General features: G+C 69.1%; 19 protein-coding genes and 1 pseudogene. 9 read left to right on the top strand and 11 right to left on the bottom strand.

Annotated features, from left to right (window positions below; all coding sequences use genetic code 11):
- Window positions 1–27: 27 nt before the first annotated feature.
- Both RS83_RS08550 and RS83_RS08545 read left to right on the top strand, forming a co-directional pair.
- On the top strand, window positions 28–534 hold the full coding sequence (locus RS83_RS08550; RefSeq protein ID WP_045279105.1) for a RidA family protein: 507 nt from the start codon (window positions 28–30) through the stop codon (window positions 532–534).
- A complete protein-coding gene (locus RS83_RS08545) occupies window positions 531–1,271 on the top strand; it encodes an SDR family NAD(P)-dependent oxidoreductase (protein WP_045279104.1) in 741 nt (246 codons plus the stop codon). The genes RS83_RS08550 and RS83_RS08545 overlap by 4 nt, the downstream gene beginning before the upstream one ends.
- Before the next feature lie 75 nt (window positions 1,272–1,346).
- Here the strand turns inward: RS83_RS08545 and RS83_RS08540 are convergent, their stop codons facing one another.
- From RS83_RS08540 to RS83_RS08515, 6 genes are all read right to left on the bottom strand, one after another.
- Window positions 1,347–2,849: an aldehyde dehydrogenase family protein gene (locus RS83_RS08540; protein WP_082071593.1), complete on the bottom strand. Its 1,503-nt coding sequence runs from the start codon at window positions 2,847–2,849 to the stop codon at window positions 1,347–1,349.
- A 35-nt stretch (window positions 2,850–2,884) separates the two neighbouring features.
- A complete protein-coding gene (locus RS83_RS08535) occupies window positions 2,885–4,162 on the bottom strand; it encodes an NAD(P)/FAD-dependent oxidoreductase (protein ID WP_231587762.1) in 1,278 nt (425 codons plus the stop codon).
- Window positions 4,163–4,250: 88 nt separating this feature from the next.
- Window positions 4,251–5,762 (bottom strand): ABC transporter substrate-binding protein, encoded by a 1,512-nt coding sequence (locus RS83_RS08530; protein WP_045279103.1) that lies wholly within the window; start codon window positions 5,760–5,762, stop codon window positions 4,251–4,253.
- A 129-nt stretch (window positions 5,763–5,891) separates the two neighbouring features.
- Entirely contained in the window at window positions 5,892–7,811 is a 1,920-nt protein-coding gene (locus tag RS83_RS08525; protein ID WP_082071591.1) for an ABC transporter permease subunit, read from the bottom strand.
- A gap of 19 nt (window positions 7,812–7,830) precedes the next feature.
- On the bottom strand, window positions 7,831–9,480 hold the full coding sequence (locus RS83_RS08520) for an ABC transporter ATP-binding protein (RefSeq protein WP_045279102.1): 1,650 nt from the start codon (window positions 9,478–9,480) through the stop codon (window positions 7,831–7,833).
- A 129-nt stretch (window positions 9,481–9,609) separates the two neighbouring features.
- Window positions 9,610–10,665, bottom strand: coding sequence for an isocitrate/isopropylmalate dehydrogenase family protein (locus tag RS83_RS08515; RefSeq protein ID WP_045279101.1), 1,056 nt, complete (start codon window positions 10,663–10,665; stop codon window positions 9,610–9,612).
- Window positions 10,666–10,809: 144 nt separating this feature from the next.
- Between RS83_RS08515 and RS83_RS08510 the strand changes: the two genes are divergently transcribed.
- Both RS83_RS08510 and RS83_RS08505 read left to right on the top strand, forming a co-directional pair.
- Entirely contained in the window at window positions 10,810–12,084 is a 1,275-nt protein-coding gene (locus RS83_RS08510) for an aspartate aminotransferase family protein (protein ID WP_045279100.1), read from the top strand.
- Complete coding sequence (locus tag RS83_RS08505; protein ID WP_052679003.1) at window positions 12,081–13,568, top strand: NAD-dependent succinate-semialdehyde dehydrogenase; 1,488 nt, start codon at window positions 12,081–12,083, stop codon at window positions 13,566–13,568. The genes RS83_RS08510 and RS83_RS08505 overlap by 4 nt, the downstream gene beginning before the upstream one ends.
- Window positions 13,569–13,619: 51 nt before the next feature.
- Here RS83_RS08505 and RS83_RS08500 read toward each other — a convergent pair whose 3' ends face one another.
- A complete protein-coding gene (locus RS83_RS08500; protein WP_082071590.1) occupies window positions 13,620–14,342 on the bottom strand; it encodes a GntR family transcriptional regulator in 723 nt (240 codons plus the stop codon).
- 77 nt (window positions 14,343–14,419) lie between these two features.
- On the opposite strand from RS83_RS08500, the gene RS83_RS08495 reads away from it, so the two are divergent.
- Window positions 14,420–15,679 (top strand): MFS transporter, encoded by a 1,260-nt coding sequence (locus RS83_RS08495; protein WP_045279098.1) that lies wholly within the window; start codon window positions 14,420–14,422, stop codon window positions 15,677–15,679.
- Complete coding sequence (locus RS83_RS08490; protein ID WP_045279097.1) at window positions 15,672–16,067, top strand: ArsR/SmtB family transcription factor; 396 nt, start codon at window positions 15,672–15,674, stop codon at window positions 16,065–16,067. Before RS83_RS08495 ends, RS83_RS08490 begins: the two co-directional genes overlap by 8 nt.
- Window positions 16,068–16,253: 186 nt before the next feature.
- Here RS83_RS08490 and RS83_RS08485 read toward each other — a convergent pair whose 3' ends face one another.
- Entirely contained in the window at window positions 16,254–16,730 is a 477-nt protein-coding gene (locus tag RS83_RS08485; protein WP_045279096.1) for a DUF6301 family protein, read from the bottom strand.
- Window positions 16,731–17,018: 288 nt separating this feature from the next.
- On the opposite strand from RS83_RS08485, the gene RS83_RS08480 reads away from it, so the two are divergent.
- The 3 genes from RS83_RS08480 to hrpB all read left to right on the top strand — a co-directional run bounded on the left by RS83_RS08480 (window position 17,019) and on the right by hrpB (window position 21,921).
- Complete coding sequence (locus tag RS83_RS08480) at window positions 17,019–17,447, top strand: MarR family winged helix-turn-helix transcriptional regulator (RefSeq protein ID WP_045279095.1); 429 nt, start codon at window positions 17,019–17,021, stop codon at window positions 17,445–17,447.
- A 109-nt stretch (window positions 17,448–17,556) separates the two neighbouring features.
- Window positions 17,557–19,167 (top strand): SPFH domain-containing protein, encoded by a 1,611-nt coding sequence (locus RS83_RS08475; RefSeq protein WP_045279094.1) that lies wholly within the window; start codon window positions 17,557–17,559, stop codon window positions 19,165–19,167.
- Window positions 19,168–19,368: 201 nt separating this feature from the next.
- The gene (gene hrpB / locus RS83_RS08470) at window positions 19,369–21,921 is read left to right on the top strand and encodes an ATP-dependent helicase HrpB (RefSeq protein WP_045279093.1); all 2,553 of its coding nucleotides are present in this window, start codon (window positions 19,369–19,371) and stop codon (window positions 21,919–21,921) included.
- Between the two features lie 105 nt (window positions 21,922–22,026).
- Here hrpB and RS83_RS08465 read toward each other — a convergent pair whose 3' ends face one another.
- The 3 genes and pseudogenes from RS83_RS08465 to RS83_RS08455 all read right to left on the bottom strand — a co-directional run bounded on the left by RS83_RS08465 (window position 22,027) and on the right by RS83_RS08455 (window position 24,358).
- On the bottom strand, window positions 22,027–22,761 hold the full coding sequence (locus RS83_RS08465) for an ABC transporter permease (RefSeq protein ID WP_045279092.1): 735 nt from the start codon (window positions 22,759–22,761) through the stop codon (window positions 22,027–22,029).
- A pseudogene (locus RS83_RS19250) lies at window positions 22,758–23,539 on the bottom strand (ABC transporter ATP-binding protein). Before RS83_RS19250 ends, RS83_RS08465 begins: the two are co-directional and overlap by 4 nt.
- 63 nt (window positions 23,540–23,602) lie before the next feature.
- Window positions 23,603–24,358 carry an AAA family ATPase gene (locus RS83_RS08455; protein WP_082071628.1) on the bottom strand — a complete coding sequence of 252 codons (756 nt, stop codon included), beginning with the start codon at window positions 24,356–24,358 and terminating at the stop codon, window positions 23,603–23,605.
- Between the last annotated feature and the right edge of the window lie 198 nt (window positions 24,359–24,556).

Below are 24,556 nucleotides of genomic sequence, written 5' to 3'. Positions count from 1 at the left end.
CCCACCCCTCTGCGAAAGGACCCTCCGATGACCGTCGCGCCCCTTCCGTCCGTCGCCGACCCGCATGCCGCGCTTCGCGAGCGGGGACTCGAGCTCCCCGCGATCGCGGACGACCCGAAGTACATCAACTGGCGCTCGTCCGAGAGCGGGCTGATCTTCGTGTCGGGCCAGCTGCCCTCCCGCGACGGCGCTCTGCCCGTCACCGGAGCCGTCGCCGACGGCGATGCCCCGGCATCCGATCAGGTCGACATCGACACGGCCCGCGAGATGATGCAGCAGGCCACCCTCAACGCGCTCGCGGTCGCCGCAGACGCCGTCGGCGGACTGGAGCGCGTGCGCGTCGTGCAGCTGCTCGTGTTCGTGCTCAGCGCGCCAGGGTTCGGTCAACAGTCTCGGGTGGCCGATGCCGGCAGCGAGTTGCTCGTGCAGGTACTGGGCGAGGAGGGCCGTCACGCACGCACCGCGATCGGCGTCGCCGGTCTTCCGCGCAACAGCCCGGTCGAGGTGCAGATGGTGTGCGAGGTGCGGGCATGAGCGTCGACGCACCCCTCGCCGTCCTGATCACCGGCGCCTCCAGCGGCATCGGCGAGGCCGTGGCGGCGCGCTATCGTGCCGCCGGCGCCCGTCTCTTCCTCACCGGCCGCCGCTCTGAGCCGCCGACGATGCTGGCGGAGGGCGAGACCTATCTTCCTGGCGACCTCGACGATGAGGCGTTCGTCGAGCGACTGGTCGCGGCGGCGGCCGAGGCCCTCGGCCCGCTCGACTCCGTCGTCGCGTGCCACGGCCTTCAGGCTGAGGGCGCTCTGACCGCGACGTCGGTCGAGACGGTGGCACGCGTGCTCGACGCCAACATCCTGAGCGTGTTCTCGCTGCTCAAGCACGTCGTCCCGGTGCTCCGCGAGACGGGTGCCCAGATCGTTCTCGTGAGCTCCCGACTCGGGATGGTGGGCATCGCCGACCAGGTCGCGTACAGCGCAGCGAAGGGCGGGCTGATCATGCTCGGCAAGGGCGCCGCCATCGAACTCGCACCTCGCAACATCCGCGTGAACGTCGCCGCCCCCGGACTCACCGAGACCCCGGTCATCGAAGCAGGCTTCCAGAAGAAAGACGACCCGGAGGCGTACCGCGCCGAGCGAGCGGCGACCATCCCGATGCGCCGCCTCGCCCGCCCCGAGGAGATCGCCGAGGCCATCTACTTCCTCGGCTCCCCCGCATCGTCGTACGTCACCGGGGCCGTGCTGCCGATCGACGGCGGATACACGGCCGCCTGAACCCCGCCGCTGCGCGGGAACGCCAGAGGGCCGGTGGCCGGATGCGAATCCGACCACCGGCCCTCTTCTCGCGTCTCAGCCCATCCTGTTGAGGATGACGTTCTTCGGCTCGCTCATCTCGCGCACGGCCTCGGCGACTCCCTCGCGGCCGACCCCCGAGCGCTTCGACCCGCCGAACGGCATGGCATCGATGCGGAAGTCGCTCGTGTCGTTGATGAGCACGCTGCCCATGTGCAGCCGATCCACGGCATGCATCGCCGTCGTGAGCGACGCCGTGAACACCCCGGCCTGCAGCCCGTAGTCGGTGTCGTCGATCGTCTCGAGTGCCGCGTCCAGATCGGTGAACGGCTCGACGAAGACCACGGGCCCGAAGACCTCCTCGCGGTAGATCCGAGCACTCTCGGGCACGTCGACGAGCACCGTCGGCCAGTAGAAGGCCCCCTCACGCCGTCCGCCGGTGACCGCACGAGCGCCCCCGGCCACGGCCTCGTCGACCCAGCTCTCCACGCGCCGGGCCTCCTGCTCCGAGATCAGGGGCCCCACATCCGTCATGGCGTCCTTCTTCGACCCCACGACGAGTCGGTCGGTGTCGCGGGTGATCAGCGCCAGCATCCGCTCGTACTGCGACTCATGCACGAACACTCGCTGCACCGACAGGCAGTTCTGTCCGGCCACGCCGAACGCGCCGTCCACGATGCCCGCCGCCGCGGTCTCCACATCGCCGTCCTCGCAGACCAGGACGGCGTTGTTGCCCCCCAGTTCCATCAGGATGCGGCGGGCGCCGACGAGACGCGCGATCGCATCGCCCGTCGTCGGTCCGCCGGTGAAGCTCACGGCCGCGACACGCGGGTCGCTCACGAGCGCGGAACCGGCCTCACGACCGGCGGCGAGCACCGCCATGCGCCGCGGAGGCATGCCAGCGCGCAGCAGGATGTCGTGCAGGGCGAGCGCCGACAGCGGTGTGACGGCCGCAGGCTTCAGCACGATCGCGTTGCCGGCCAGCAGGCCAGGACCCACCTTGTGCGCGACGAGGTTCATCGGATCGTTGAACGGCGTGATCGCGGCGATGACACCGAGCGGCACCCGCCGGTAGTACCCGAACTTGCCGGACCCGCGAGCGGTGTCCTCGAACGGCAGCGTCGAGCCCTCGAGCAGCGCGGCGGAATGAGCCGAGATGCGCAGCGTCTCAGCGGTACGGGCCACCTCGCGCGTGGCCTCCGTGATCGTCTTGCTGCCCTCCGCCGAGATGATGCGGGCAAGTCGCGGAGCCTCTTCGCGCACGAGGTCGGCCGCACGTTCGAGCACCTCGCGGCGCTCCCACAGCTCCCAGCGCTCCTCACGGAGACTGCGCTGCACGTCACCGACCGCGCGGTCGACGTCCGACGTCGTCGCCTGATACACCGAGGCCACGAGGCTGCCGTCCTCAGGATCGGTCACCTCCAGCGTGAGCGGCCCCCGCACCCACTCTCCGGCGATGTAGCCGCCGCCCGGGAGTCCCAGCTCGCGCAGGGTCTCGTCGCCGGGGTGGGTGGCCGCCGGCAAAGCCTCGCACTCGCACACGGTCGCGTGGTCGCTCATGTCCGTCTTCCCTCTCTCTCGATCTGTCGCCGGGTTCAGCTGAACTTGTCCTGCAGGCCGAAGTAGGCGCCGCCCACCCGGAGGTGCAGCCACGGCTGCCCGAAGTACCCCGGGATCCAGGGGTTCTTCAGATCGCTCCAGATGTTCGCCTCGGGCTTGCCAGAGACGGCATCCGCCATGACCTTGCCCATGTAGCTCGCCATCTGCACCCCGTGTCCGGAATAGTTCAGCGAGTAGTGGATGCCCTTGCGTTCGCCCGCGTGCACCATCTGGTCCATCGAGATGTCGACGAGCCCGCCCCACATGTAGTCGATGCGCGCATCGCGCACCTGCGGGAAGACGCGGTGCATGGCCTTCGTCAGGATGTCGCCGCTCTCCTTGTCCTGCGAGGGGTCTGACAACGCGAAGCGTGCGCGGCCACCGAACAACAGGCGGTTGTCCGGCGTGATGCGGAAGTAGTAGATGAAGTTCTTGCTGTCCGAGGCCATCCGGCGGTTCGGCAGCAGCTCATCGACGACGTTCCGCGGAAGGGGCTCGGTCACGACGATGAAGCTGCCGACCGGGATCACCCGGCGCTGCTGCCAGCCGAAGGGCTTGCCGGTGTAGCCGCTGGTGCCGAGCACCACGGCGCCGGCACGCAGGTTCCCTCGCGTGGTCTTGAGATCGTGCACGGTCCCGCTGCCGACGCGCTCGACGTCGACGACCTCGGCCTTCTCGTGGATCGTCGCACCGGCGTCGATCGCGAGTCCCGCGAGCGCGTGGCCGAACTTGCCCACGTGCAGACCGGCCCCGAGCGGATCGACCATCGCGCCGTGATACACGTCGGAGCCGATCTCGGAGCGGATGTTCGCCCGGTTCACCAGCTCGACCGGCTGACCGACGAGGCGTTTCAAGGCCTCGGCGGTCTGCTTCATCCCCTCGAAGTGCGAGGGCTTCCAGGCGAGGTTCATCTTGCCGGAGCGCTCGTAGTCCACGTCGAGCTCGTTCTCCTCGACGATGTCCTCGATCAGGTCGATGGCCTTGTTGTACTCGCGGAAGTAGCCGACGGCCCGCTCCTCGCCGTAGCGCTTGATGGCGTCGCGGAAACCGATGGCGAGACCGGTCGTGGCCATCCCGCCGTTGCGTCCGGAGGCGCCCCAGTTCACCGTGTTCGCTTCGAGCAGCGCCACCGACTTGCCGGCCCGCGCCGCGTGGAGGGCAGTCGAGAGGCCGGTGAACCCGCCGCCGACGACGGCGACATCGACCTCTTTGGGCACCTCAGTGCGCGTGTAGTCGCCGCTGGGAGTGGCGGTGTCGAGCCAATAGGAGTGCATTTTCACGATCGGATGCTCCGTCATTTCTTCGTGGGGTGGGGGCGGTCGACGCATCACGGCGTCGACCGCCCGGGTACAGAGGAGGGGATCAGCCGCGCTTGGTGTGCTCGGTGATCAGGCGGCGCTCGAGCGGATCGCGGAGGATGTCGACGTACCCACCGGTTTCGGCCTGCACGACGCGCTCGTGCACGAGCGGGATGACCGCATCGAGCTGCAGCACGGCGGCCTCAGCGTCCATGGTGGCCTGGCGGCGATCGTCGCCGGCGACCTGCATGCCGGCGTCGATCAGCTCGTCGACCTCGGCGTTGCAGAGCTGTGCGATGTTGAAGCCGCCCTCGCAGGTGAAGTCCTGCGAGAGGAACGACAGCGGGTCACCCATGTCGAGCAGGGTGTTGCGCGAGACGACGACCGCGTCGAAGGCTCCGTCGAGCATCTCGCCCTCCATCGCGACGTACTCGCGTACGTCCTGTTCGACGATGAAGCCGGCGTCTTCCAGCTGCTTCTCCAGCTGCACAGCGATCTCCGGGTTCTCAGCGCGGTCGGTGTAGGTGGCGAGCGTGATGGTGATGCCGTCGACCTTCGCCGGCTTGACCGACGACTCGACGTCTCCGCGCATGTCCTCCGCCCACTCGATCGCCGGGCCCAGGAGACCGACGGCCGGGTCGGCCTGGCCCTCGTAGACGGTGTCGACGATCACGGACGGATCGATCGCCGCACGCGCTGCGGCACGGACGGCCGGGTCGGCGAACGGGCCGCTCTCGGAGTTCAAGGTCAGGAACGAGGTGCGGGGCATGAAGACCTCGTGCGCGTCATCCGGGTTGAGCAGGGTCACCTGCGAGACGGGCACGCTCTCGGCGATGTTGACCTCGCCGGAGCGGATCGCACCGGCGCGCGCCGTGCCGTCGGGCACGAAGTCGACGTCGATGCCGGCCAGCTGCGCCACATCGCCCCAGTAGTCGTCGTAGCGGTCGAGGGTGGCCGTCGAGGTGCCGTTGAGCTCGACGAGCTCGAACGGGCCCGTGCCGGTGCCGACCGGGGTGACGTTGCCGTCGTCGAGGTAGGCGGCGGCGGAGAGGATCGACATCTGCGGGCTGGCCAGACGGTTGACGAGCAGCGGATCCGGTACGTCGGTGGTGACGGTGATCTCGTTGTCGCCGGTGACCTCGGCCGTGAGTGTGACGCCCTTGATCACGCGCGGCGGGCGGGGTGCCGCGACCGCATGATCGATGGAATTCTTCACTGCCTCGGCGGTGAACTCGGTGCCGTCGTGGAAGGTGACGCCTTCGCGCAGTGTGAAGACCCAGGTCAGGTCGTCGGTCTGCTCCCATTCGGTGGCGAGCAGTGGCTCGGCCTCGAGGGCATCGTTGATGCGAACGAGGGTCTCGCCGGTGCTCCAGCGCGAGATCTTCATCACGTCGTCGCTGTACGGGTTGAGCGCCGCGGTCGGCGGCTGCATCATCGCCAGCTTGATGCGATCGTCTCCCGGCGCGGCGCCGGATTCGCCTTCGGTGCCGCCTGTCGCGCAGCCGCTGAGCACCAGGGTGGTGGCCGCGACGAGCGCGACGGCGGCGGCGACCTTGCGACCAGTGTGCTTGCTCATATCTCGTGTCCTTTTCATGGAGGAGGGGGCGGAGCGGTCGGGGGGACGCGTTCCGGATCTCGGGTTGTGCGGACGACTCGGCAGCCTGCGCTCCTCGTGGGAGCGTGGGCGTGCGGAGAACGACTCGGGTCAGTCAGTGCGTCGGGTGGAGGTGCTGTCGGGTGTGAGGGTGGGAGCATCGTTCCCGACAGCGGGCATGATGCCCGTGTCGGTGGCCAGCGCCGAGCGAATCGAGCGCCGACGACGGCTGGGCCGGGCACGCCCGCCGCGGAGGTCGAAGCTGAGGCTCGAGAGCGACACGGCGAAGATCGACAGGACGACCAGTGCGGCCGCGGGAACGAGCACGACGAGCGGTGCACGCTCGACGTACGGCATCCCTTCGCCGAGCACGAGTCCCCAATCGGGAGCCGGCGGCTGCGGGCCGAGGCCGAGGAATCCGAGGGCGGCGAGGCCCAGGGCGATGCCCGGCAGGCGGAGGCACGCGTGGCGGAACACCGGGCCGATGACGCTCGGCATCACGTAGCGCAGCATGAGCCTGGTCCTGCCGACGCCGAGCACCGGCGCGATCTGCACATGCGGCTGCGCTTTCACCTCGGAGACGAGGGCGGCGGTATGCGCTGCGAGAGGTGCCCAGCTGACGACCGTCACCGCGACGGCGGCGCCGAAGGCCGACGGGCCGAGGATGGCGGCGACGATGAGTCCGGCGATGATCGTCGGGGCGGCGTTGGTGACCTCGATGGGACCTGCGCCGAGGTTCGGGAACATGCCGACGAGCAGGCCGAGCGCGAGGCAGATCGCGGTGACGACCGCCGCGACGCCGATCGTCGACATCGCGCCGTGCGAGATGCGGGCGAGCACGTCGCGTCCGCTCGCGTCCGCCCCCAGCGGAAGCTCCCAGCTCGGCGGTTGCAGTCGTGTGTAGTCCAGGGCGAACGGGTCGCGCGGGAGCCCGGCGACGATCATCACCACCAGAAGGAGGAGCATGATCGCCGGCAGCACCAGCGCCCACTTCGAGCTCGGCGTCTTCGGCACAGCAGCCGGCAGCGAGTTCGAGCGCAGCGCGGGTCCGAGCAGCAGTCGACGGATGAGGCTGGCGCCGATACCGAGTGCGACGGCCAGCACCATGAGCAGGATCACCGCTGCCTGCAGGGTCGGAAGGTCCTGCGATTGGGCGGCACCGAGTGCGGCGCGGCCGATGCCGGGGATCGAGTAGACCTGCTCGATGACCACTGCGCCGGCGGTGATGCCGACGAGGATGAGCGCCATCGGGGCCGCGACACCGGGGAGGGTGCGGCGGATCGCGGCCAGGATGATGCGGCTCTTCGAGTAACCGGCGACCTGCCAGGTCGCGACCCACCGCTCGCTGAACGTGCTCGCGAGCGAGTCCGACAGCAGTCGGCCGAGGAAACCGCCGGCCGGGAGACCGAGTGACAGCGCGGGCAGCACGGCGTAGATCGGACCGCGCCAGCCGAACGGCGGGAGCCAGCCGAGCCAGACCGCGAAGACCACGAGCAGCACCGACGCCAGCAGGAACTCGGGCAGCGCGGTGAAGGCGGCGGCGACACCGCCTCCCGTGCGGTCCGAGCGACCGGCGAGACCGCGCCGGAAGGTGGGGATCGTGAGCAGCGCTGCAAGGATCACGGCGACGACGAGGGCTGCGAGCATGACCAGGAGTGAATTGCTGAGCGACACCAGGAGGTCGGGGAGCACGGGCCGGTTGCTCGTCCATGAGGTCCCGAGGTCGCCGCGCAGGGCGTTGCCGAGCCAGGCGAAGAACGCACCGAGCACGCCGTTCTCGAGGCCGAGCTCCTGACGGATCGCCTCCAGAGCTGCGGGGTCGATCGCGCCTTCCGCGTATCGCGCACGGTAGACCGAGGTGGCGATGTCACGGCCGGAGAGCAGTGGGAGAACGCCGAGCATGAAGATCACGAGGAAGATCATCACGACCCGGGAGAGTCCTGCGATGATCGCACCCTTCGATCCGCTCGAGAGGGAGTTGCGACGCTGGGTGCGGCTGAGCGCCGGCACGGCTTGCGTGGAGAGAGCCATCGGGTGTCCTTTCCTTGCCTCAGACGGCCGGCGCGAGCTCGGCGGGGGCGACCTGCAGCACGGGGATCGCATCGACGAGCTCTCGGGTGCGTTCGTGGTTCGGGGCGGCGAGGAGGTGCTTGGTCGGCCGGTCCTCGATGACGTTCCCGCCGTGCATGACGACGGTGCGCTCGCAGAGGCTCGCGACCATCGAGAGGTCGTGCGAGACGACGAGGATGCCGGTGCCGCGCTCCTCCGAGATGCGACGGAGCAGGGCGACGATCGCCTCCCGCATGGGGAGGTCGAGTCCGCTGACAGGCTCGTCGGCGAGAAGGAAGTCGGGCCGGGTGGCGATCGCGCGGGCGATCGCGAGGCGCTGGGCCTGGCCGCCGGACAGCTCGTTCGCGCGACGGTTCATGAACTTCTCGTCGAGGCCGACGGAGTCCAGCGCCTCTTTCACCATCGCGTCGTGGTCGCCCGTGACACCGAGGCGCACGAGGGGTTCGCGCACGAGATTGCGCACCGTCATGAGCGGGTCGAGCGTGCTGGCCGGGTCCTGGGGCACGTACTGCACCTTGCGGCGGTACCACTTGAGTCTGCGGACATCGGCTGGGTACACCTCGTTCCCCTGGCAGGTGACAGCTCCGGTGTCGGTCGACTCGAGAGCGAGCATGATGCGCAGCAGGGTGGTCTTGCCCGAGCCGGAGACTCCGACGATGCCGACGCGCGAGCCCTCCTCGATCACGAGGCTCGTCGGGTGCAGCGCGGTCTTGGTCTCGCGTCTCGCGAACAGGCTCGTCTTCGGCATCGCGTAGGCACGGCTGACCTCGCCGATGTCGAAGAACGAGGCCGCGGTGGTCTCGATGTCGGGCGTGGAATTGCCCGCCGCGAGCTCGGCGCGGAACTGCTCGACGTAGGGCTCGACGGTCGCGGCGCGGGCGGCCCGGATCAGCTCCCGCGTGTAGGGATCGGTGGGGGTGGCGAAGATCGTGTCGATGCGGCCCTGCTCGACCACGTCGCCGTCCTTCATGACGACCGCGTCGCTGCAGAGCTCCGATGCCACGGCGAAGTCGTGCGTGATGAAGAGGAGCGCGGGAGTGTTCTGCCCCGCGGTGTATTTCTTCAGCACGTCGAGGACGCGCTTCTGGGTGACGACGTCGAGAGCCGTCGTCGGCTCGTCGGCGACCATGAGGCGCGTGTTGCAGGCGAGTGCGAGGGCGATGCAGACGCGCTGGCGCTGGCCGCCGGAGAGCTCGGCCGAGAACCGCCGGATGAGGGATGCCGGGTCGGGGAGGCCGACCGACTCGGCGAGTTCGACAGCGGCGGCCTCGGCGGCGGCGCGGCTCAGGCCCCGGTGCCGGCGCAGCGGCTCGATGATCTGCTCGCCGACGCGGACGAGGGGGTTGAGGGCGACGGCCGAGTCCTGGAAGACCATGGCGACGCGCGCTTCCTCCGGTCGCTTCGACGCCCGCATGCCGAGCACCTCCACGCCGTTGATCCGGATGCTGCCGGTTGCGACGGCGTTGGCGGGAAGGCGGCCGAGAACGGCGCTGGCGGTGAGGGACTTGCCCGATCCGGATTCACCGAGGAGGCACAGCCGCTGGCCGACACCGACGGAGAACGTGGTCCCCTTGACGATCGCACGACGACCGATGGATACCCGCAGATCCGTCACTTCGAGACTGTTCATGGTCCCCCGTAGAAGGTGTCTGGGTCTGCCACCTAAGCTGACCTGTGGGGCGAGCGTAACCCCGCTTCTGTTGGATTGTCAACAATCCAACGATTGGGAAATCAGATCGCAACATCCCCGTAACAGCGCTCACGCACGGGTCAGCTCCGCGATCACGGCCGTCCCCACTTCAGCCGTCGACAGCGTGCCGCCGAGATCGGCCGTCACGTCGCCGCGTTCGATGACCGTCGTGAATGCCGCCTCCACCGCATCCGCCCGCTCGCCGTGCCCGAGATGGCGCAGCATCATCGCCCCTGCCCAGATCTGACCGATCGGATTCGCGATCCCCTGCCCGGCGATGTCGGGCGCCGAGCCGTGCACGGGCTCGAACATCGACGGATGGCGGCGCTCGGGATTGAGGTTGGCGCTCGGGGCGATGCCGATGGAGCCGACCGCACCGGCGACGAGGTCGGACAGGATGTCGCCGAACAGATTCGAGGCGACGATCACGTCGAGGCTCGCCGGGGCTCGCACCGCCCGCGCGGCGAGCGCGTCGATGAGCACGGACTCGAGCTGCACTCCCCCCTCGTCGGCGACGACCTCCGCCACGATCTCGTCCCAGAACGGCATGGTGTGGATGATGCCGTTCGACTTGGTGGCCGAGACCAACCGACCCGAACGGGAGCGCGCGACGCCCACCGCGTACCGCGCGATCCGCTCGACGCCGTGCCTCGTGAAGATCGACTGCTGGTGGGCTGCCTCGTATGGGGTGCCCTGATAGCTGCGCCCGCCGATTGCGGAGTACTCCCCCTCGACGTTCTCGCGCACGATCACCGTGTCGATCTCGGGATCGCCGGCGAGTGAGGACCGGACGCCGCGGAACGAGCGCACCGGCCGCAGGTTGACGTACTGGTCGAACTCTCGACGGATCGGGATCAGCATGCCCCACAGGGTCTCGACGTCCGACACATCGGGGTGCCCGACGGCGCCGAGGAAGACCGCGTCGGTCGCGGCCATGGTCTCGAGGGCGTCGACGGGCATCATGCGGCCGTGGGTGCGGAAGTAGTCGGAACCCCAGGGCTGGATGTGCCAGTCGAGGTGGATGCCGTGGTCGCGGGTGGCGGCCTCGAGAACGTCGATCGCCACGGGCATCACCTCCGGACCGATGCCGTCGCCAGCCAGGACGGATATCGCGTACACGCTCATGTCGTTCCTCCGAGATCAAAAATCTAAATGTCAACAATCTACAATATTGCGAAAAAGCTGGTGCTGAGTGATGCCTCATCGTAGTATTGCCCTACAATTCGGCGGGAACGCAAAACACTCCCCGCAGTAGAGGAAAGAGAGCTCATGCACGAATCGACCGGCTCCGGCTCCGCACTCTGGAGCGCACAGGCCCACATGCCGTCCGTCCTCGGCCGTCAGATCGTCATCGATCGCGGCGAGGGCAACTACGTCTTCACCACGACCGGTCAGCGCCTCTTCGACGGCACCGCGGGGCTGTGGCACGCCAACATCGGCCACGGCCGCGCCGAGATGGCGGAAGCCGCCGCCGACCAGATGCAGCGGCTCGAGACCTATCACGTGTTCGGGCGATACCTGAACGACCGAGCGATCGAGCTCGCCGAGAAGGTCGCGACGCTCGCCCCCGTCGCAGACTCGAAGATCATCCTCAACAGCGGCGGATCCGACTCCATCGACGTCGCCCTCAAGCTCGCTCGACGCTACTGGCAGGTGCAGGGCCGGCCCGAGAAGACGACGATCCTCAGCCGCGACCTCAGCTATCACGGACTCCACGCCTACGGCACGAGCGTCGCGGGACTCGATTTCAACCGCGAGGGCTATGGCACCGCATCACTGGTGCCCGAGACCGCGCGCGTCGACACCTCCGACATCGATCGGGTGCGCGCGACCGTCGCCGAGATCGGCCCCGAGCGCATCGCCGCGATCATCGCCGAGCCGATCCTGGGCACCGGTGGGGTGATCCCGCCCGCTCCCGGCTACCTGGAGGGGCTCCAGCAGATCGCCGACGAGCACGACATCCTGCTCATCCTCGACGAGGTGATCACCGGCTTCGGGCGTACCGGGCACTGGTTCGCCGCACAGCGCTACGGCCTGCGGCCGCACATCGTCGCGATGGCGAAGGGCATCTCCTCGGGATACTCGGCAGTCGGCGGCATCATCGTCGCCCCTGAGGTGTGGGAACCGTTCTACCGCACCGGCGCACCCATCTACCGGCACGGCACCACGTATTCGGGCCATGCGACGTCCGCCGCACTCGCTCTCAAGAACATCGAGATCATCGAGCGCGAGGGTCTGCTGGACCGCGTGCAGCATCTGGAGGGCGTGCTGACGACCGAGTTCGCTGCGCTCGCCGCCGACACGCGGATCGAGGAGACCCGGGTGGCCGGCCTCCTCGGCGGCATCCAGTTGCGTCCCGAGCTCTCGGCGGAGCAGGTCACGGACCGCATGGTCGACACGGGATGGATCGCCCGCCCCCTGCGGGGGAACGTTGTGCAGATCAGCCCCCCGTTCACCACCACCGATGACGAGCTGCGTGGCATCGTCGCTGCGGCCGTGTCGGCGATGGATGCTGTCGCCCCGGCGCTGGAGTCGGTGCGATGATCGTGCGCGAGATCGTGCGCGACGTGGCCCCAGGGCTCGTCGAGAGCTCGGATGCCGCGGTCGCGAGCATCCTGCTGGACCGTCAGGGCACTGGCACGACCGCCGTCTTCGACGTGCGGGATCCCGCGACCGGCCAGGTGATCGCGACGCCGCCCGATCATTCCGTGGACGATGCCCTCGCCGCCCTCGGCCGTGCCGACCGGGCGGGGAGGGCCTGGGCGGGCGAGACCGCGCGGCTCCGCTCCGATGTGCTGCACCACGCCTACGACCTGCTGATCGAGCAGAAGCACCGCCTGGCCCGCATCATCACCCGCGAGATGGGCAAGCCGCTCGCCGAGGCGTACGGCGAGGTGCAGTATGCCGCCGACTACGTGCGCTGGTATGCCGAAGAGGCCCTGCGGCCGGCCGGCAATTTCCGTGAGAACCCGGCTGGCGGTTCCACGATCCTCACCAGCCGCGCCCCCATCGGGACCGCCCTGCTGATCACGCCCTGGAACTTCCCGATGGCGATGGCGACGCGCAAGATCGCCCCGGCGATCGCCGTCGGCTGCGGCGCCGTCGTGAAGCCCGCCGAGCTCACCCCTCTCACGACCCTCGCGGTCGCGGAGATCTTCGTGCAGGCGGGTGTTCCCGAAGACCTCATCCAGGTGGTGACCACCACGGATGCCGCCGGGATGAGCTCCGCGCTCATGGCGGACCCCCGCGTGCGCAAGGTGTCGTTCACGGGGTCGACCGGGGTGGGGAGCATCCTCCTCGGGCAGGCCGCTCAGCATGTGATCAAGAGCTCGATGGAACTCGGTGGCAATGCTCCCCTCCTGGTCTTCGACGATGCCGATCTCGAACGCGCTGTCGAAGGCGCCGTGGTCGCGAAGCTTCGCAACGGCGGGCAGTCCTGCGTCGCCGCCAACCGGATCCTCGTGCAGTCCGGCATCGCCGACGCCTTCGTCGAGGGTTTCACCGAGCGGATGGCCCAGGCAGTGCTCGGCAATGGCCTGGGCGAGGGGGTCACCCTCGGTCCCGTGATCGACGATCGTGCAGTCCGCAGACTCGCAGCCCTCGTGGACGACGCCGTCGCTCAGGGCGCGGAACTGCGACTCGGCGGCTCCGCGCCCGGCGGTCCCGGTCATCTCTTCGAGGCGACAGTGCTCGACCGGGTGCCCGCGACATCCGATATCGCGCTGACGGAGATTTTCGGACCGGTGGCGGCGATCGCCCGGTTCGACACGGACGCGGAAGGACTCGAGCAGGCGAACAGCACGCCGTTCGGGCTCGCGAGCTACGTCTTCTCGGAGAGCATCGACCGGGCGTTCGACGTCGCGGATCGGCTCGATGTCGGCATGGTGGGCATCAACCAGGGCATCGTCTCGAACGTCGCCGCGCCCTTCGGCGGCACCAAGGCCTCGGGTCTCGGGCGCGAGGGCAGCGGCGAGGGGCTCGAGGAGTACCAGGAGATCCGGTTCTACAACCTGGCCCGCCGAAACTGAAGACACCGAGCGAGGGGTCCGGATCCGCAGAGAGCGGAACCGGGCCCTTCGTCACGTCCGGCCCGCCCCGTCCTGAAGGATCTGCCGGATGCGTTCATGGTTCTCGCGCAGGTGGTCGAGCAGTGTCTCACGGGCGGCATCCGCGTCTCCGGCGACCGCCATGTCGAGAAGCAGCCGGTGCTGGGCGAGCACGGCGTCGTCGACGTGCGCCGGCTCGTCGTCCACGTGCGACTGGATCAGCAGGTAGTACCCCATCTCGGTGGCGACCTGCGCGAAGAACGCGGAAATGCGCCGACTGCCGAGCCGTTCGACGAGAGTGGCATGGAAGCCCATGTCCGCGGCGACGATGTCGCGGGGTTGTCCGTCGTGCGCGGCGGCGACGAGGGTGTCGAACGCCCCCTCGAGCGCGGCGATCTGCTCGACCGTGGGCGCGGTCATGATCGCGAGCGTCTCGAGGTGCACGCGTGTGCGGTAGAGATCGTCGAGCTCGTCGATGGTCGGGGTCGCAACGACGGCGCCGCGATGCATCTCGTAGCGCACGAGCCGACCCTGCTCGAGAAGACGGATGCCCTCGCGCACCGAGTTGCGCGAGATACCGAGCGTCTGCGACAGCGCGCTCTCACGCAGCCGCTCGCCCGGACGAAGGCTCCCTCCGAGGATCAACCCGGTGAGCAGGTCAGCCACCTGCTCGGCCGCGCTCGTACGCTGTAGTCGAAGGGGCGGCGCCGCGGCGCTGTCTCGCCCGTGCTCGTGCTCGTTGCGTCCCGTGCTCACCGCTGCACGGTATCACTGCACGGATGCCGCCCGAGTGAGACTCTTGCGTATTTGCGCATATATGCAAATACTGAAGTATGTTCATCGTGCTCCGCCATCGACCGTTCCGTCGGCTCTTCGCTGCGCACGTCGTCGCGCTCTTGGGAACCGGGCTCTCGACGATCGCCATCGGCTTCCTCGTGGTCGACGTCGCAGGCGGCGATGCGGCAGCCGTGCTCGGCACCCTGCTGGCCATCAAGATGTTCACCTTCCTCCTGCTCGGGCCGCTCGCACCCGCCATCGCGCGCCGCGTCGGCACGAGGCGCCTGCTCGTCGCCACCGACATCACCCGCGCGCTGATCGCGGTCTGCCTGCCCTTCGTCGACAGCATCGGCGTCGCGTATCTGCTGATCTTCCTGCTGCAGGGATCGTCGGCGCTGTTCACCCCGACGTTCCAGGCCGCTCTTCCCCGCATCGTCACCGACGAACGCGAATACACCGGAGCGCTCGCCCTCAGCCGCCTGGCCTACGACCTGGAATCACTGGCCTCGCCATCCATCGCGGCCGCCGTCCTCGTGTTCGCGCCCTCGTCGATGCTATTCCTGGGCACAGGAGTGGGGTTCCTCGGCTCTGCGCTGCTCATCCTCTCCGTCGCCATCCCGAAGACCACCGGATCCGACGACGACACCGTCCGTTCCGAGCTCACCCGCGGCATCCGGCTGATGTTCACGGTCGGCCCCCTGCGTGGCGCGCTCGCGCTGCACCTCGCCCTGGCTGCCGTCGGCGCGATCGCCATGGTGCTGACCGTACCGCTGGTGCGCAGCGAACTCGGCGGAACCGAGGCGCAGGCCGCTGGGCTCCTGGCCGCGTTCGGCGCCGGGTCCCTGGCGTCCGCCGCGCTCATGCCGAGCATCCTGAAGCGTGTCGCTCCTCGGCCCTACATGCTGACGGGCCTGTCGGTCTTCGCGACGGCGATGCTGTTCGTCTGGCCCGTCCTGGCGATGCGACCGGGCACGGCGGCACTCCCCTGGCTCTGCGCCATCTGGTTCATCTCCGGCGCCGGCAATTCGGCCGTCCTCGCCCCGATGGGGCGGATCTACCGCGACGCAGTGACCGACCGCGATCTGCCCCACGTCTTCGCAGCACAGTTCTCGCTCGCGCACGGCTGGTGGCTGCTGACGTATCCCATCGCCGGATGGGGAGCCACACTGCTCGGCTTCGGGCCGATCACACTGGTCCTCGCGACCGCCGCCCTGCTGGCGCTCCTGCTCGCCGCACGCCTGTGGACGACACTTCCCGCCGGCTCCCGGGACCCATCCGGCACAATGGAGGCACGACGAGAGGGTGACCATGGGTAAGCCCACCACAACGCCGGCGAGACACCAGCCCACAGCGGCCGAGCTCGATCACGCCGCCGCCGTGCTGCACCTCCTCGCTGACCGCACGCGGCTCGGCATCGTCTCCCTCCTGCGCGACGCCAGCGAGATGTCGGTGGGCGAGATAGCGGAACGACTGGACCGCCCGCTGCCTGCTGTCTCACAGCACCTGGCCAAGCTCAAGAGCGGGCAGCTCGTGCTCGCGCGTCGCGATGGAACCTCGATCAAGTATCGCGTGGGCGGCGAGCACGTCACTCTCCTCGTCGAGAACCTCCTGCAGCACGCCGAGCACGAGCTCTTCGCCGATCCGCCCCACCATCGCGAGCAGCCGACGCTCGGCCAGTCGGAGGGCAGCGAACCCACTCGGTGACGCCTCGGCCCTTTCGCAGTGCCCGCCGATGCGGTGATGGCCGCTCGTCGTCGCCGCGGTCGAGCCGCGCACCCGGTTCGTCTCACGTGAGTTGTCAGAATCTTCGACGCCCCTGAGAACATCGCGGTCCGCTCACGCAACAGCAGATGAACCGGAAGTGCGCAGGTAATTCCCCACTCGTGGGCGTCAGGGGCGAATGCCCATGCGTTCCTCGCGTCGTTCCACGTCGGCGAATCGCTGCTCCTCGACGACGAGGAGCACCTTCTTCGGCACCATCCTGAGCCAGATTCTGCCGCCGTTGCCGAGTTCCCAGTAGTGATCTCCGTCTTCGGAGGAGCCGGACCGCGGACCAAGGCGCCCGCCGAGCGCTGACTGTAGCTCGAGGGTCGCGCAACGCAGCCCCCGCGGGTCGTCGCTCTTGTCCGAGACCGCGACCGTGACCTGGGATACCGCTTCCTCGGTGGCGAGCGAACGAACGGTCGGCAGGTTCACGGGATAGCCTGAGCGGTGTTGGACGCCGCTCGAGGTCTCCAACTTGAGCGACCACCCGAGGCCCTCTGCCAATGCGTGGAAGTCGACGCGACCGAGCGGCCACGATACCGACGTGAAGGCATCACAAAAGGAATCGATCTGTGCGTCTGTGGCCCTGCCCAGTGCGGTCATCCGACGATGCTATCGATCCCAAGAACCAAGGACATCGACGCCGACGGAGCTCTCGTGACCAAGACCCCCTGATCCACAACTCGGGTGCGAATCCACAACTCCTGATGCGCCGAAAACTTCCGTGATCAAACCGTTGCATTCGTTATCTCGCCGTTATACAGTGATCACACGGTGAATGTTTGCTGTGGCACTCACCGCATGTGATTGCAGGACACTCTTGGTGCAAGGGACAAGGGCCGGTCGGAAGCCTCTCCGATCGGCCCTTACTGTTCGCACTATCCTGTGAGGATGACCGATCGCAAGCTCGCCCTGGAAGCATGGGAGAGCCTGTTCCGCGCACAGCACGAACTGTTCACCGACATGATGGCCGACTTCGAGGACTCCGACCTCGCGCAGGCCGAGTACGACGTGCTGCTCACGGTGACGCGCTCCCCCGACATGGTCGCCCGACTGCGCGACGTGACCTCGAACATGCTGATCAGCCAGCCGAGCGTCTCGCGCCTGGTCGACCGGATGGTCTCCCGCGGACTCATCTCGAAATGCGCTGACCCCGACGACGGCCGCGGTTCGTTGATCAGGGCGACGGATGCCGGCGCCAGAGCGTTCCGCGCACTCGCGACCGTGCACGGGCGCTCGATCGCCGAGCGGATGTCGAGCCTCGACGATGCCGAACTGCGCCAGCTGCGCGACCTCGCGGAGAAGCTCCGCACAGCCTGAGCTGCGCTGCCCTCACCGCGCATCCCACCGATCTGGCAGGGTGGTCGTGAGGGCGCGCATCACGGTGCGCCCGGGACCACCCCCTCGGGGGGAACCAGGGAGGTCATCCATGGAGATCGCCGGAGCAGTCGGCATCCTCGTCATCGTCGGTGTCGCAGTCGTCGCCGCAATCGTCATCCTGCTGATCCTGCTGCTGTTCGCACGCAGCTGGATCAAAGTGGCCCGAGCCGACGAGGCCCTCGTCATCTCGGGACGCAAGCAGAAGGTGCAGCGCGCCGTCGTCGCTGCCGACGGGTCGAGCCGCGACGAGATGTCGGAGTCGCCCGTCACGGTCATCGTGAACGGCAAGTCGCTCGTCAACCCGATCACGCAGCGCCACGAGATCATCTCGCTGCGCTCGCGCCAGGTCTCCCTGAACGCCGAAGCGCAGTCGCTCGACAGCGTCACGCTGAACGTCGACGGCGTCGCGATCGTCAAGATCGGTTCCGACCCCATCCTCGTGCGCCGCGCAGCAGAGCGTTTCGCCTCGCAGGACAAGGCCATCGAACAGTTCACCACCGAGCAGCTCGAGGGTGCGCTCCGCGGCATCGTCGCCACGCTGTCGGTCGTCGAGCTCATGCGAGAGCGCAAGAAGTTCTCCGACCAGATCGCCGCCGACGTCTCGCAGGAGCTCGCCGAGCAGGGTCTGATCCTCGACTCCTTCCAGATAAAGGGCATCACCGACAAGGTCGGCTACATCCAGTCGCTCGGTGCTCCCGAGATCCAGGCGAAGCGCCAGTCCGCGGAGATCTCGCAGACGAACGCCGACCGTGCGATCAACCAGAAGAACATCGCCAACCAGGAAGCCAACCTGATCGAGCAGACCGCGCTCGACACGAACACGGCCAACTCCAACGCCGGCATCGGCCGGGCACGCGCCGAGGCCGAGCAGGCCGAGAACCTCGCCCGCGAGCAGGCACAGCAGGCCGTGCTGCAGCAGCAGGCCGAGAACCGGCAGGCGCAGCTCGACGCCGACGTCAAGCGCGTCGCCGACGCGCAGCGGTATGAAGCCGAGACCCGCGCACAGGCCGAGCTGTACACACGTGAGCGTGCGGCCGAAGCCGCCGCGATCGAGCAGGTGAAGCAGGCAGAGGCCCGCACCCGCATCGCCGAGCAGCAGGCACAGGCCGACAAGGCTCGCGCCGACGGTGAGGCCGCAGCCGCGGTCGCGAAGGCACAGGGTGAGGCTGATGCGCTGCGCTCGCAGGCGGAAGCCGAATCCGAGGCACGCCGCCTGCGGGCCAACGCCGAGGCAGACGCCATCCGCGCCGAGGGTGACGCGCGAGCAGCCGCCCTCGAGGCCGAGGCGAAGGCCATCGCGTCGAACCAGGACGCCTTCCTGTCGCAGCGCGTGCTCGAGGTGCTGCCGTCGATCATGGCGGAGTTCTCGAAGGGCTACGCCTCGATCGGCAACGTCTCGATCATCGGCGGATCCGGCACCGACGGCGCATCACAGGTCGTCGGCGCCGACAGCGCGATCGCGATGCGGTCGGTGTTCGACAGCGTGCACTCCGCGACCGGACTCGACCTCGCGGGCATCATCCAGGGCCAGGCCGTCGGTCGTGGCATCGGCGAGGGCGTGGCTGCTGCCACCGCTCCCGCACCCGCGGCCGCGAAGCCCCGGGTGTCGAAGCCGACCACTCCGCCGCCTCCCGCGGCACCGTCGCTCAGCGACGAGTAAGCAAGAACACAGCGGATGCCGCGGCCGATTCGGTCGCGGCATCCGCTGTGTCCACGTCTGGGCGGACACAATTCAGCAAGAACTGCGCGCAGCCGCCCGGATCCGACGCGAACGGCCCGATCCGCGCCGTTCTTGCTGAATCGTGCACGCGCCCGAAGCGGCAGGGCTCCGGAGAACGGTGCGACCGGGCAGACTGAGAGCATGACGCCCGCCGCCTTCGACCTCGCCACGATCGGCGCCGGTCTGTCGTTCGCGGCGGCGGTCGACGAGCTCTCGGCGGCCCTCGACACGAGCACGGCAGCGGTGGTGAGCGCGCCTCCCGGCACCGGGAAGACGACGCTCGTGCCGCCGCTGCTCGCATCGCGCTCTGCCGGCCGCGTGATCGTCACCCAACCGCGCCGGGTTGCCGCCAGGGCAGCCGCACGCAGGCTGGCGCAGCTCGACGGATCATCGCTCGGCACCCGCGTCGGGTTCACCGTCCGCGGCGAGCGCGTTGTCTCGCGGGAGACGCAGGTCGAGTTCGTCACCGCAGGCGTGCTCCTCCGCCGTCTGCTCGATGACCCGGGTCTCGCCGGCGTGGATGCCGTGATCATCGACGAAGTGCACGAGCGCGCGATCGAGACCGACCTCCTCATCGGCCTGCTCTCGGAAGTGCGCGAGCTGCGAGACGACCTCGTGCTCGTCGCCATGTCGGCGACGCTCGACGCGGCTCGGATCGCGGCCGTCATCGGGACGGACGACCAGCCCGCGCCGATCGTCGACCACGAGGTCCCCGCCTTCCCGCTCACCGAGCGTTGGGCGCCGAGCCCGGCTCCGCGCCTCGACGAACGCGGCGTCACCTGGGGGTTCCTCGACCACGTCGCGCAGACCACCGCATCCGCCGCCCGGGAGCTGACCCGAGACGACCCTGCGGCAGACGTGCTGGTGTTCGCGCCGGGCGCGCGCGAGGTCTCGGAGATCGCACGCCGCATCCGTGACGCGACCGACGCCTTCGACGTCCGCGAGCTGCACGGCCGGATGCCCGCAGCCGAGCAGGATGCGGTGATCCGCGGCCGTCATCCCGGCGAGCAGGCCCGCATCATCGTCACGACCTCGCTCGCGGAGTCTTCGCTCACCGTGCCGGGCGTGCGACTCGTCGTGGACACCTGCCTCGCCCGCGCGCCGCAGCGCGACGCCGCCCGCGGGATGACGGGGCTCGTGACCACAGCCGCCTCCCGTTCGTCATGCGTGCAGCGCGCCGGACGCGCCACCCGCCAAGGCCCCGGGATCGTCGTCCGTTGCGTCGACGAACGCACCTACGCCACTGCGCCGGCCCGCCCGACTCCCGAGATCGCCTCGAGCGACCTCGCGGATGCGGCGCTGCTGCTCGCCTGCTGGGGTGCGCCAGGCGGGGCGGGTCTGCGGCTCATCGACCCGCTGCCCGCCGACAGCCTGGCCGACGCCATCACGGTGCTCCACGGACTCGGAGCGATCGACGACGAAGGTCGGGCGACCCCCGAGGGGCGCACCCTCGCCCGCATCCCGACCGATCCGAGGCTCGCCCGTGCGCTGCGCGACGGAAGTCCGCTGGTCGGCGCTCGGCTCGCGGCCGAGGTGGCGGCGCTGCTCGGTGGTGACGTGCGCATCGCGGACTCCGATGTCGCGCAGGCACTCATCGCGCTGCGAGGCGGTCGGACGCCGGACGCACGTCGGTGGCGCAGCGACGCGGATCGTCTCGAGCGCATGACGACATCGACGCCTGGCGTGCGCTCCGATCTCGACGGCGTCGGGCTCGTGATCGCGCTGGCGTTCCCCGAGCGGGTCGCCCGCCGCGTGGACACCACTGCCGTCGGGGCGACCTTCCTGCTGGCATCCGGAACGCGTGCGGGCGTGAGCGGTTCGCTCGCAGCGGTCGAGTGGCTGGCCGTCGCCGACGTCGCGCGCGCATCCGGCCGCGCGGCCGCCGGCTCCGGAGCGATCATCCGCTCAGCCGCGGTGCTCACCGAGGAGCAGATGACGCTGGCCGCGAGTCATCTGGTCACGGATCGTGTCGAGGCCGAGTTCGTCGGAGGACGCGTCCAGGCACGCCGCGAGCGTCGCGTCGGCGCGATCCTGCGTTCCGCTGCGCCCGTGCGCGCATCGGCCGACGAAGGGCGGGATGCCGTACGCAGAGCGCTCCGCCGCGACGGCCTGAGCATGTTCACCTGGTCCGGCGCCGCCGCGGAGCTGCGATCCCGCCTGGCGCTGCTGCACCACCAGCTGGGATCACCCTGGCCGGATGCGTCGGATGCCGGGCTCCTCGCCGCCCTCGACGCCTGGCTCACGCCAGAGCTCGACGCGCTGGCCGGCGGCACCCCCCTCGCACGGTTGGATCTGACGACCGCGCTGCGTCGTCTGCTGCCCTGGCCCGAAGCCGCGCGCCTCGATGAGCTCGCGCCGGAGCGACTCGAGGTGCCGAGCGGATCCCGCATCCGAATCGCGTATCCAGCCCCGGATGACCCGGACGCGCGGCCCGTCGTCGCCGTGAAGCTGCAGGAGTGCTTCGGCTGTACCGAGACGCCGCGACTCGTCGACGGCCGCGTCCCGGTGCTCTTCCATCTGCTCTCCCCCGCAGGACGCCCGCTCGCCGTCACCGATGACCTCACCTCGTTCTGGTCTGGTCCCTACGCCCAGGTGCGGGCCGAGATGCGCGGGCGCTATCCGAAGCATCCGTGGCCGGAAGACCCCTGGGCCACCGCCCCGACCAGGCACACCAAGAACCGTGCCGCACGCTGAGCGTTCACAATTCAGCAGATCCGTGCGCCGCAGCACCGAGAACCCGGCGCGCCGTCGGCCCCGATCGCATCCTTGCTGAATTGTGAACGCCCGACCCCGCAGACCTCAGCGGGTACGTCGACGCAGCGTCAGCGATGCCAGCACCAGCGCAGCCACCGCGAACGCGAGTACGACGAGCAGCGGGCCGAACACGTCCCACCCCTCGTCGCCCGCAGCGACGGCGTTGATCGTGTCGATCGCGTAGCTCAACGGCAGAACATCCGAGATCGCCTGCAGCACGTCGGGCATCTGGTCACGCGGCATGAAGAGTCCGCCGAGGATGATCTGCGGGAACACCAGCAACGGCATGAACTGCACGGCCTGGAACTCGGTCTGTGCGAACGCGCTGGCCAGCAGGCCGAGCGCTGTGCCGAGCAGGGCGTCGACGACCGCGACGAGACCGAGCTGCCAGAGCGGACCGTCGACATCGAGCCCGCAGACCCCGACCGCGAACGACACCGTGATCACGGCCTGCAGCAGCGCCATCAGTCCGAAGGCGAGCGCGTACCCGAGGATGAAGTCCGCCTTGCCGAGCGGAGTCGTCATGAGCCGCTCGAGCGTGCCGGAACGCCGCTCGCGCAGCGTCGTGATCGAGGTGATCAAGAACATCACGATGAACGGGAAGAGCGCCAGGATCGCGCCGCCGAAACGGTCGAACACACCGTCCTGCTCGCTGAACAGCCACGCGAAGAGCCCCACCAGCAGGCTCGGCGCGATGAGCATGAGCGCGATCGATCTCGGGTCGTGCCGCAGCTGGGTGAGCACCCGACCGGCGGTCGCGAACATCCGCACGCCGTTCACGACGCCACCTCGCCGCCGTCGGCTCTGGCATCTCGTCGCGACCGCCGCGTACCACCGGACGCCGCCCGATCGCGCTCGATCAGCGCCAGGAACGCCGCCTCCGGATCCGCGGTGCCGGTGTCGACCAGCAACGCTCGCGGAGTGGTGTCGGCGATGATCCGCCCGTCCCGCATGAGCAGCAGCCGGTCGCAGCGCAGCGCCTCGTCCATCACATGACTCGAGACGATGAGGGTGACCCCGCGATCCGCGAGCCCTCGGAACAGTCCCCACAGCTCGGCCCGCAGCACCGGGTCGAGCCCGACGGTCGGCTCGTCGAGCACCACGAGCTCCGGCGATCCGATCAGCGCCATCGCGAGCGAGACGCGGCTGGCCTGACCGCCGCTGAGCGAATCGACGAGCTGACCGGCCTGCGGGCCGAGGCCGACCTCGGCGATCACCCGATCGACGTCACCCTTCGGCGCCTTCAGCAGCGCCGCGAAGTACGCGAGGTTCTGCCGGACGCTCAGGTCGCCGTAGACCGCTGCGCCCTGCGTGCCGTACGACACCCGATCTCGCAGTTGGCGTGATCCGCCCTGCTCCCCAGCACGGTGACCTCGCCGGATGCGATCCGCTGCACCCCGACGATCGACCGCATGAGGGTCGTCTTGCCGCACCCCGACGGACCGAGCAGGCCGGTGATCTGCCCCCGCAGAATCGCGAGGTCGACGCCGTCGAACACGGCGCTCCTCCCTCGACGCACGTGCAGCTGCGAGATCTCGACAGCGAGAGTATTCGTCATGCGATGAAGTATGCGCCTGCGGGCGGCGTCAGCCTAGGCCTTCCGCCGCGGCCGGGACCGAGGTCAGTCAAGCAGGTGGCGGAGGTACCGCGGCGGCGAATCGAGGAAGGAGCGCCAATGGTTCACGAGCTCGAGGTCGTTCCACTCCGCCGGACGGATGCCCCAGTCGCCGACCTCGAGGATGCTGGCACCCGGCAGCGCGGCGAGCACCGGCGAGTGCGTTGCGCACAGCACCTGACCTCCCTCGCCGACGATGCGCTGCAGCACGGCGATGAGGGCGAGCGTCGAGGAGAACGACAGCGCAGCCTCCGGCTCGTCGAGGCAGTAGAACCCCGGCTCGTCGAACCTGCTGTCGAGCAGCGCGAGGAAGGACTCGCCGTGGCTCATCTCGTGGAACGGAACGTCTGGCCCGCTCATCGACGGATTCTCTTCGAGGTAGGTGTAGAACGAGTGCATCGTCTCGGCACGGAGGAAGAATCCCCACCGGTTCGCACCGACACCGCGCTGCACCTGCAACCACTCGGACAGCGGGGATTCGGTCGGCCGCGTGCTGTGCTTCGACTGCCTGGACCCGCCCTCGGGCGACAGGCCGTAGGCGATCGCGACGCCCTCGACGATGGTCGACTTGCCGCTGCCGTTCTCACCCACGAGGAACGTGACGCCCGGAGAGAGATCGATACCCTCGCGCAGCACCTGCGCGACCGCCGGGATGCTCGTCGGCCACTGCGCGCCGGGAGTCGGCGCATCGTCGTTCGGTCGCACGGCCACGACGGGCTGCTGGCGCCGGCGTGTGCTGCGCGGGTCCCAGAACGGATCCATCATGCTCCCCTCGGTCTCAGAGGAGGCTACCCCGCATCCCCGACACTGCCCCCGCCTCTCCTACTCCTTCTCCTCCTTCTCCGCCGACCCACCCCTTTGTGTGCGAGCGGCCCCCTTGTGAACGCGCATAAAAGGGGTGGCTCGCGCGAAAAGGGGCCGCTCGGCGGGAGACAGGGGCGGGGAGGAGAGGAGGAGGGA

Source organism: Microbacterium oxydans (assembly GCF_000956525.1).
GTDB classification, from domain to species: Bacteria; Actinomycetota; Actinomycetes; order Actinomycetales; family Microbacteriaceae; genus Microbacterium; species Microbacterium oxydans_A.
Note: the sequence above shows the minus strand (reverse complement) of the source record. Positions and strands in the feature narration are given on the sequence as shown.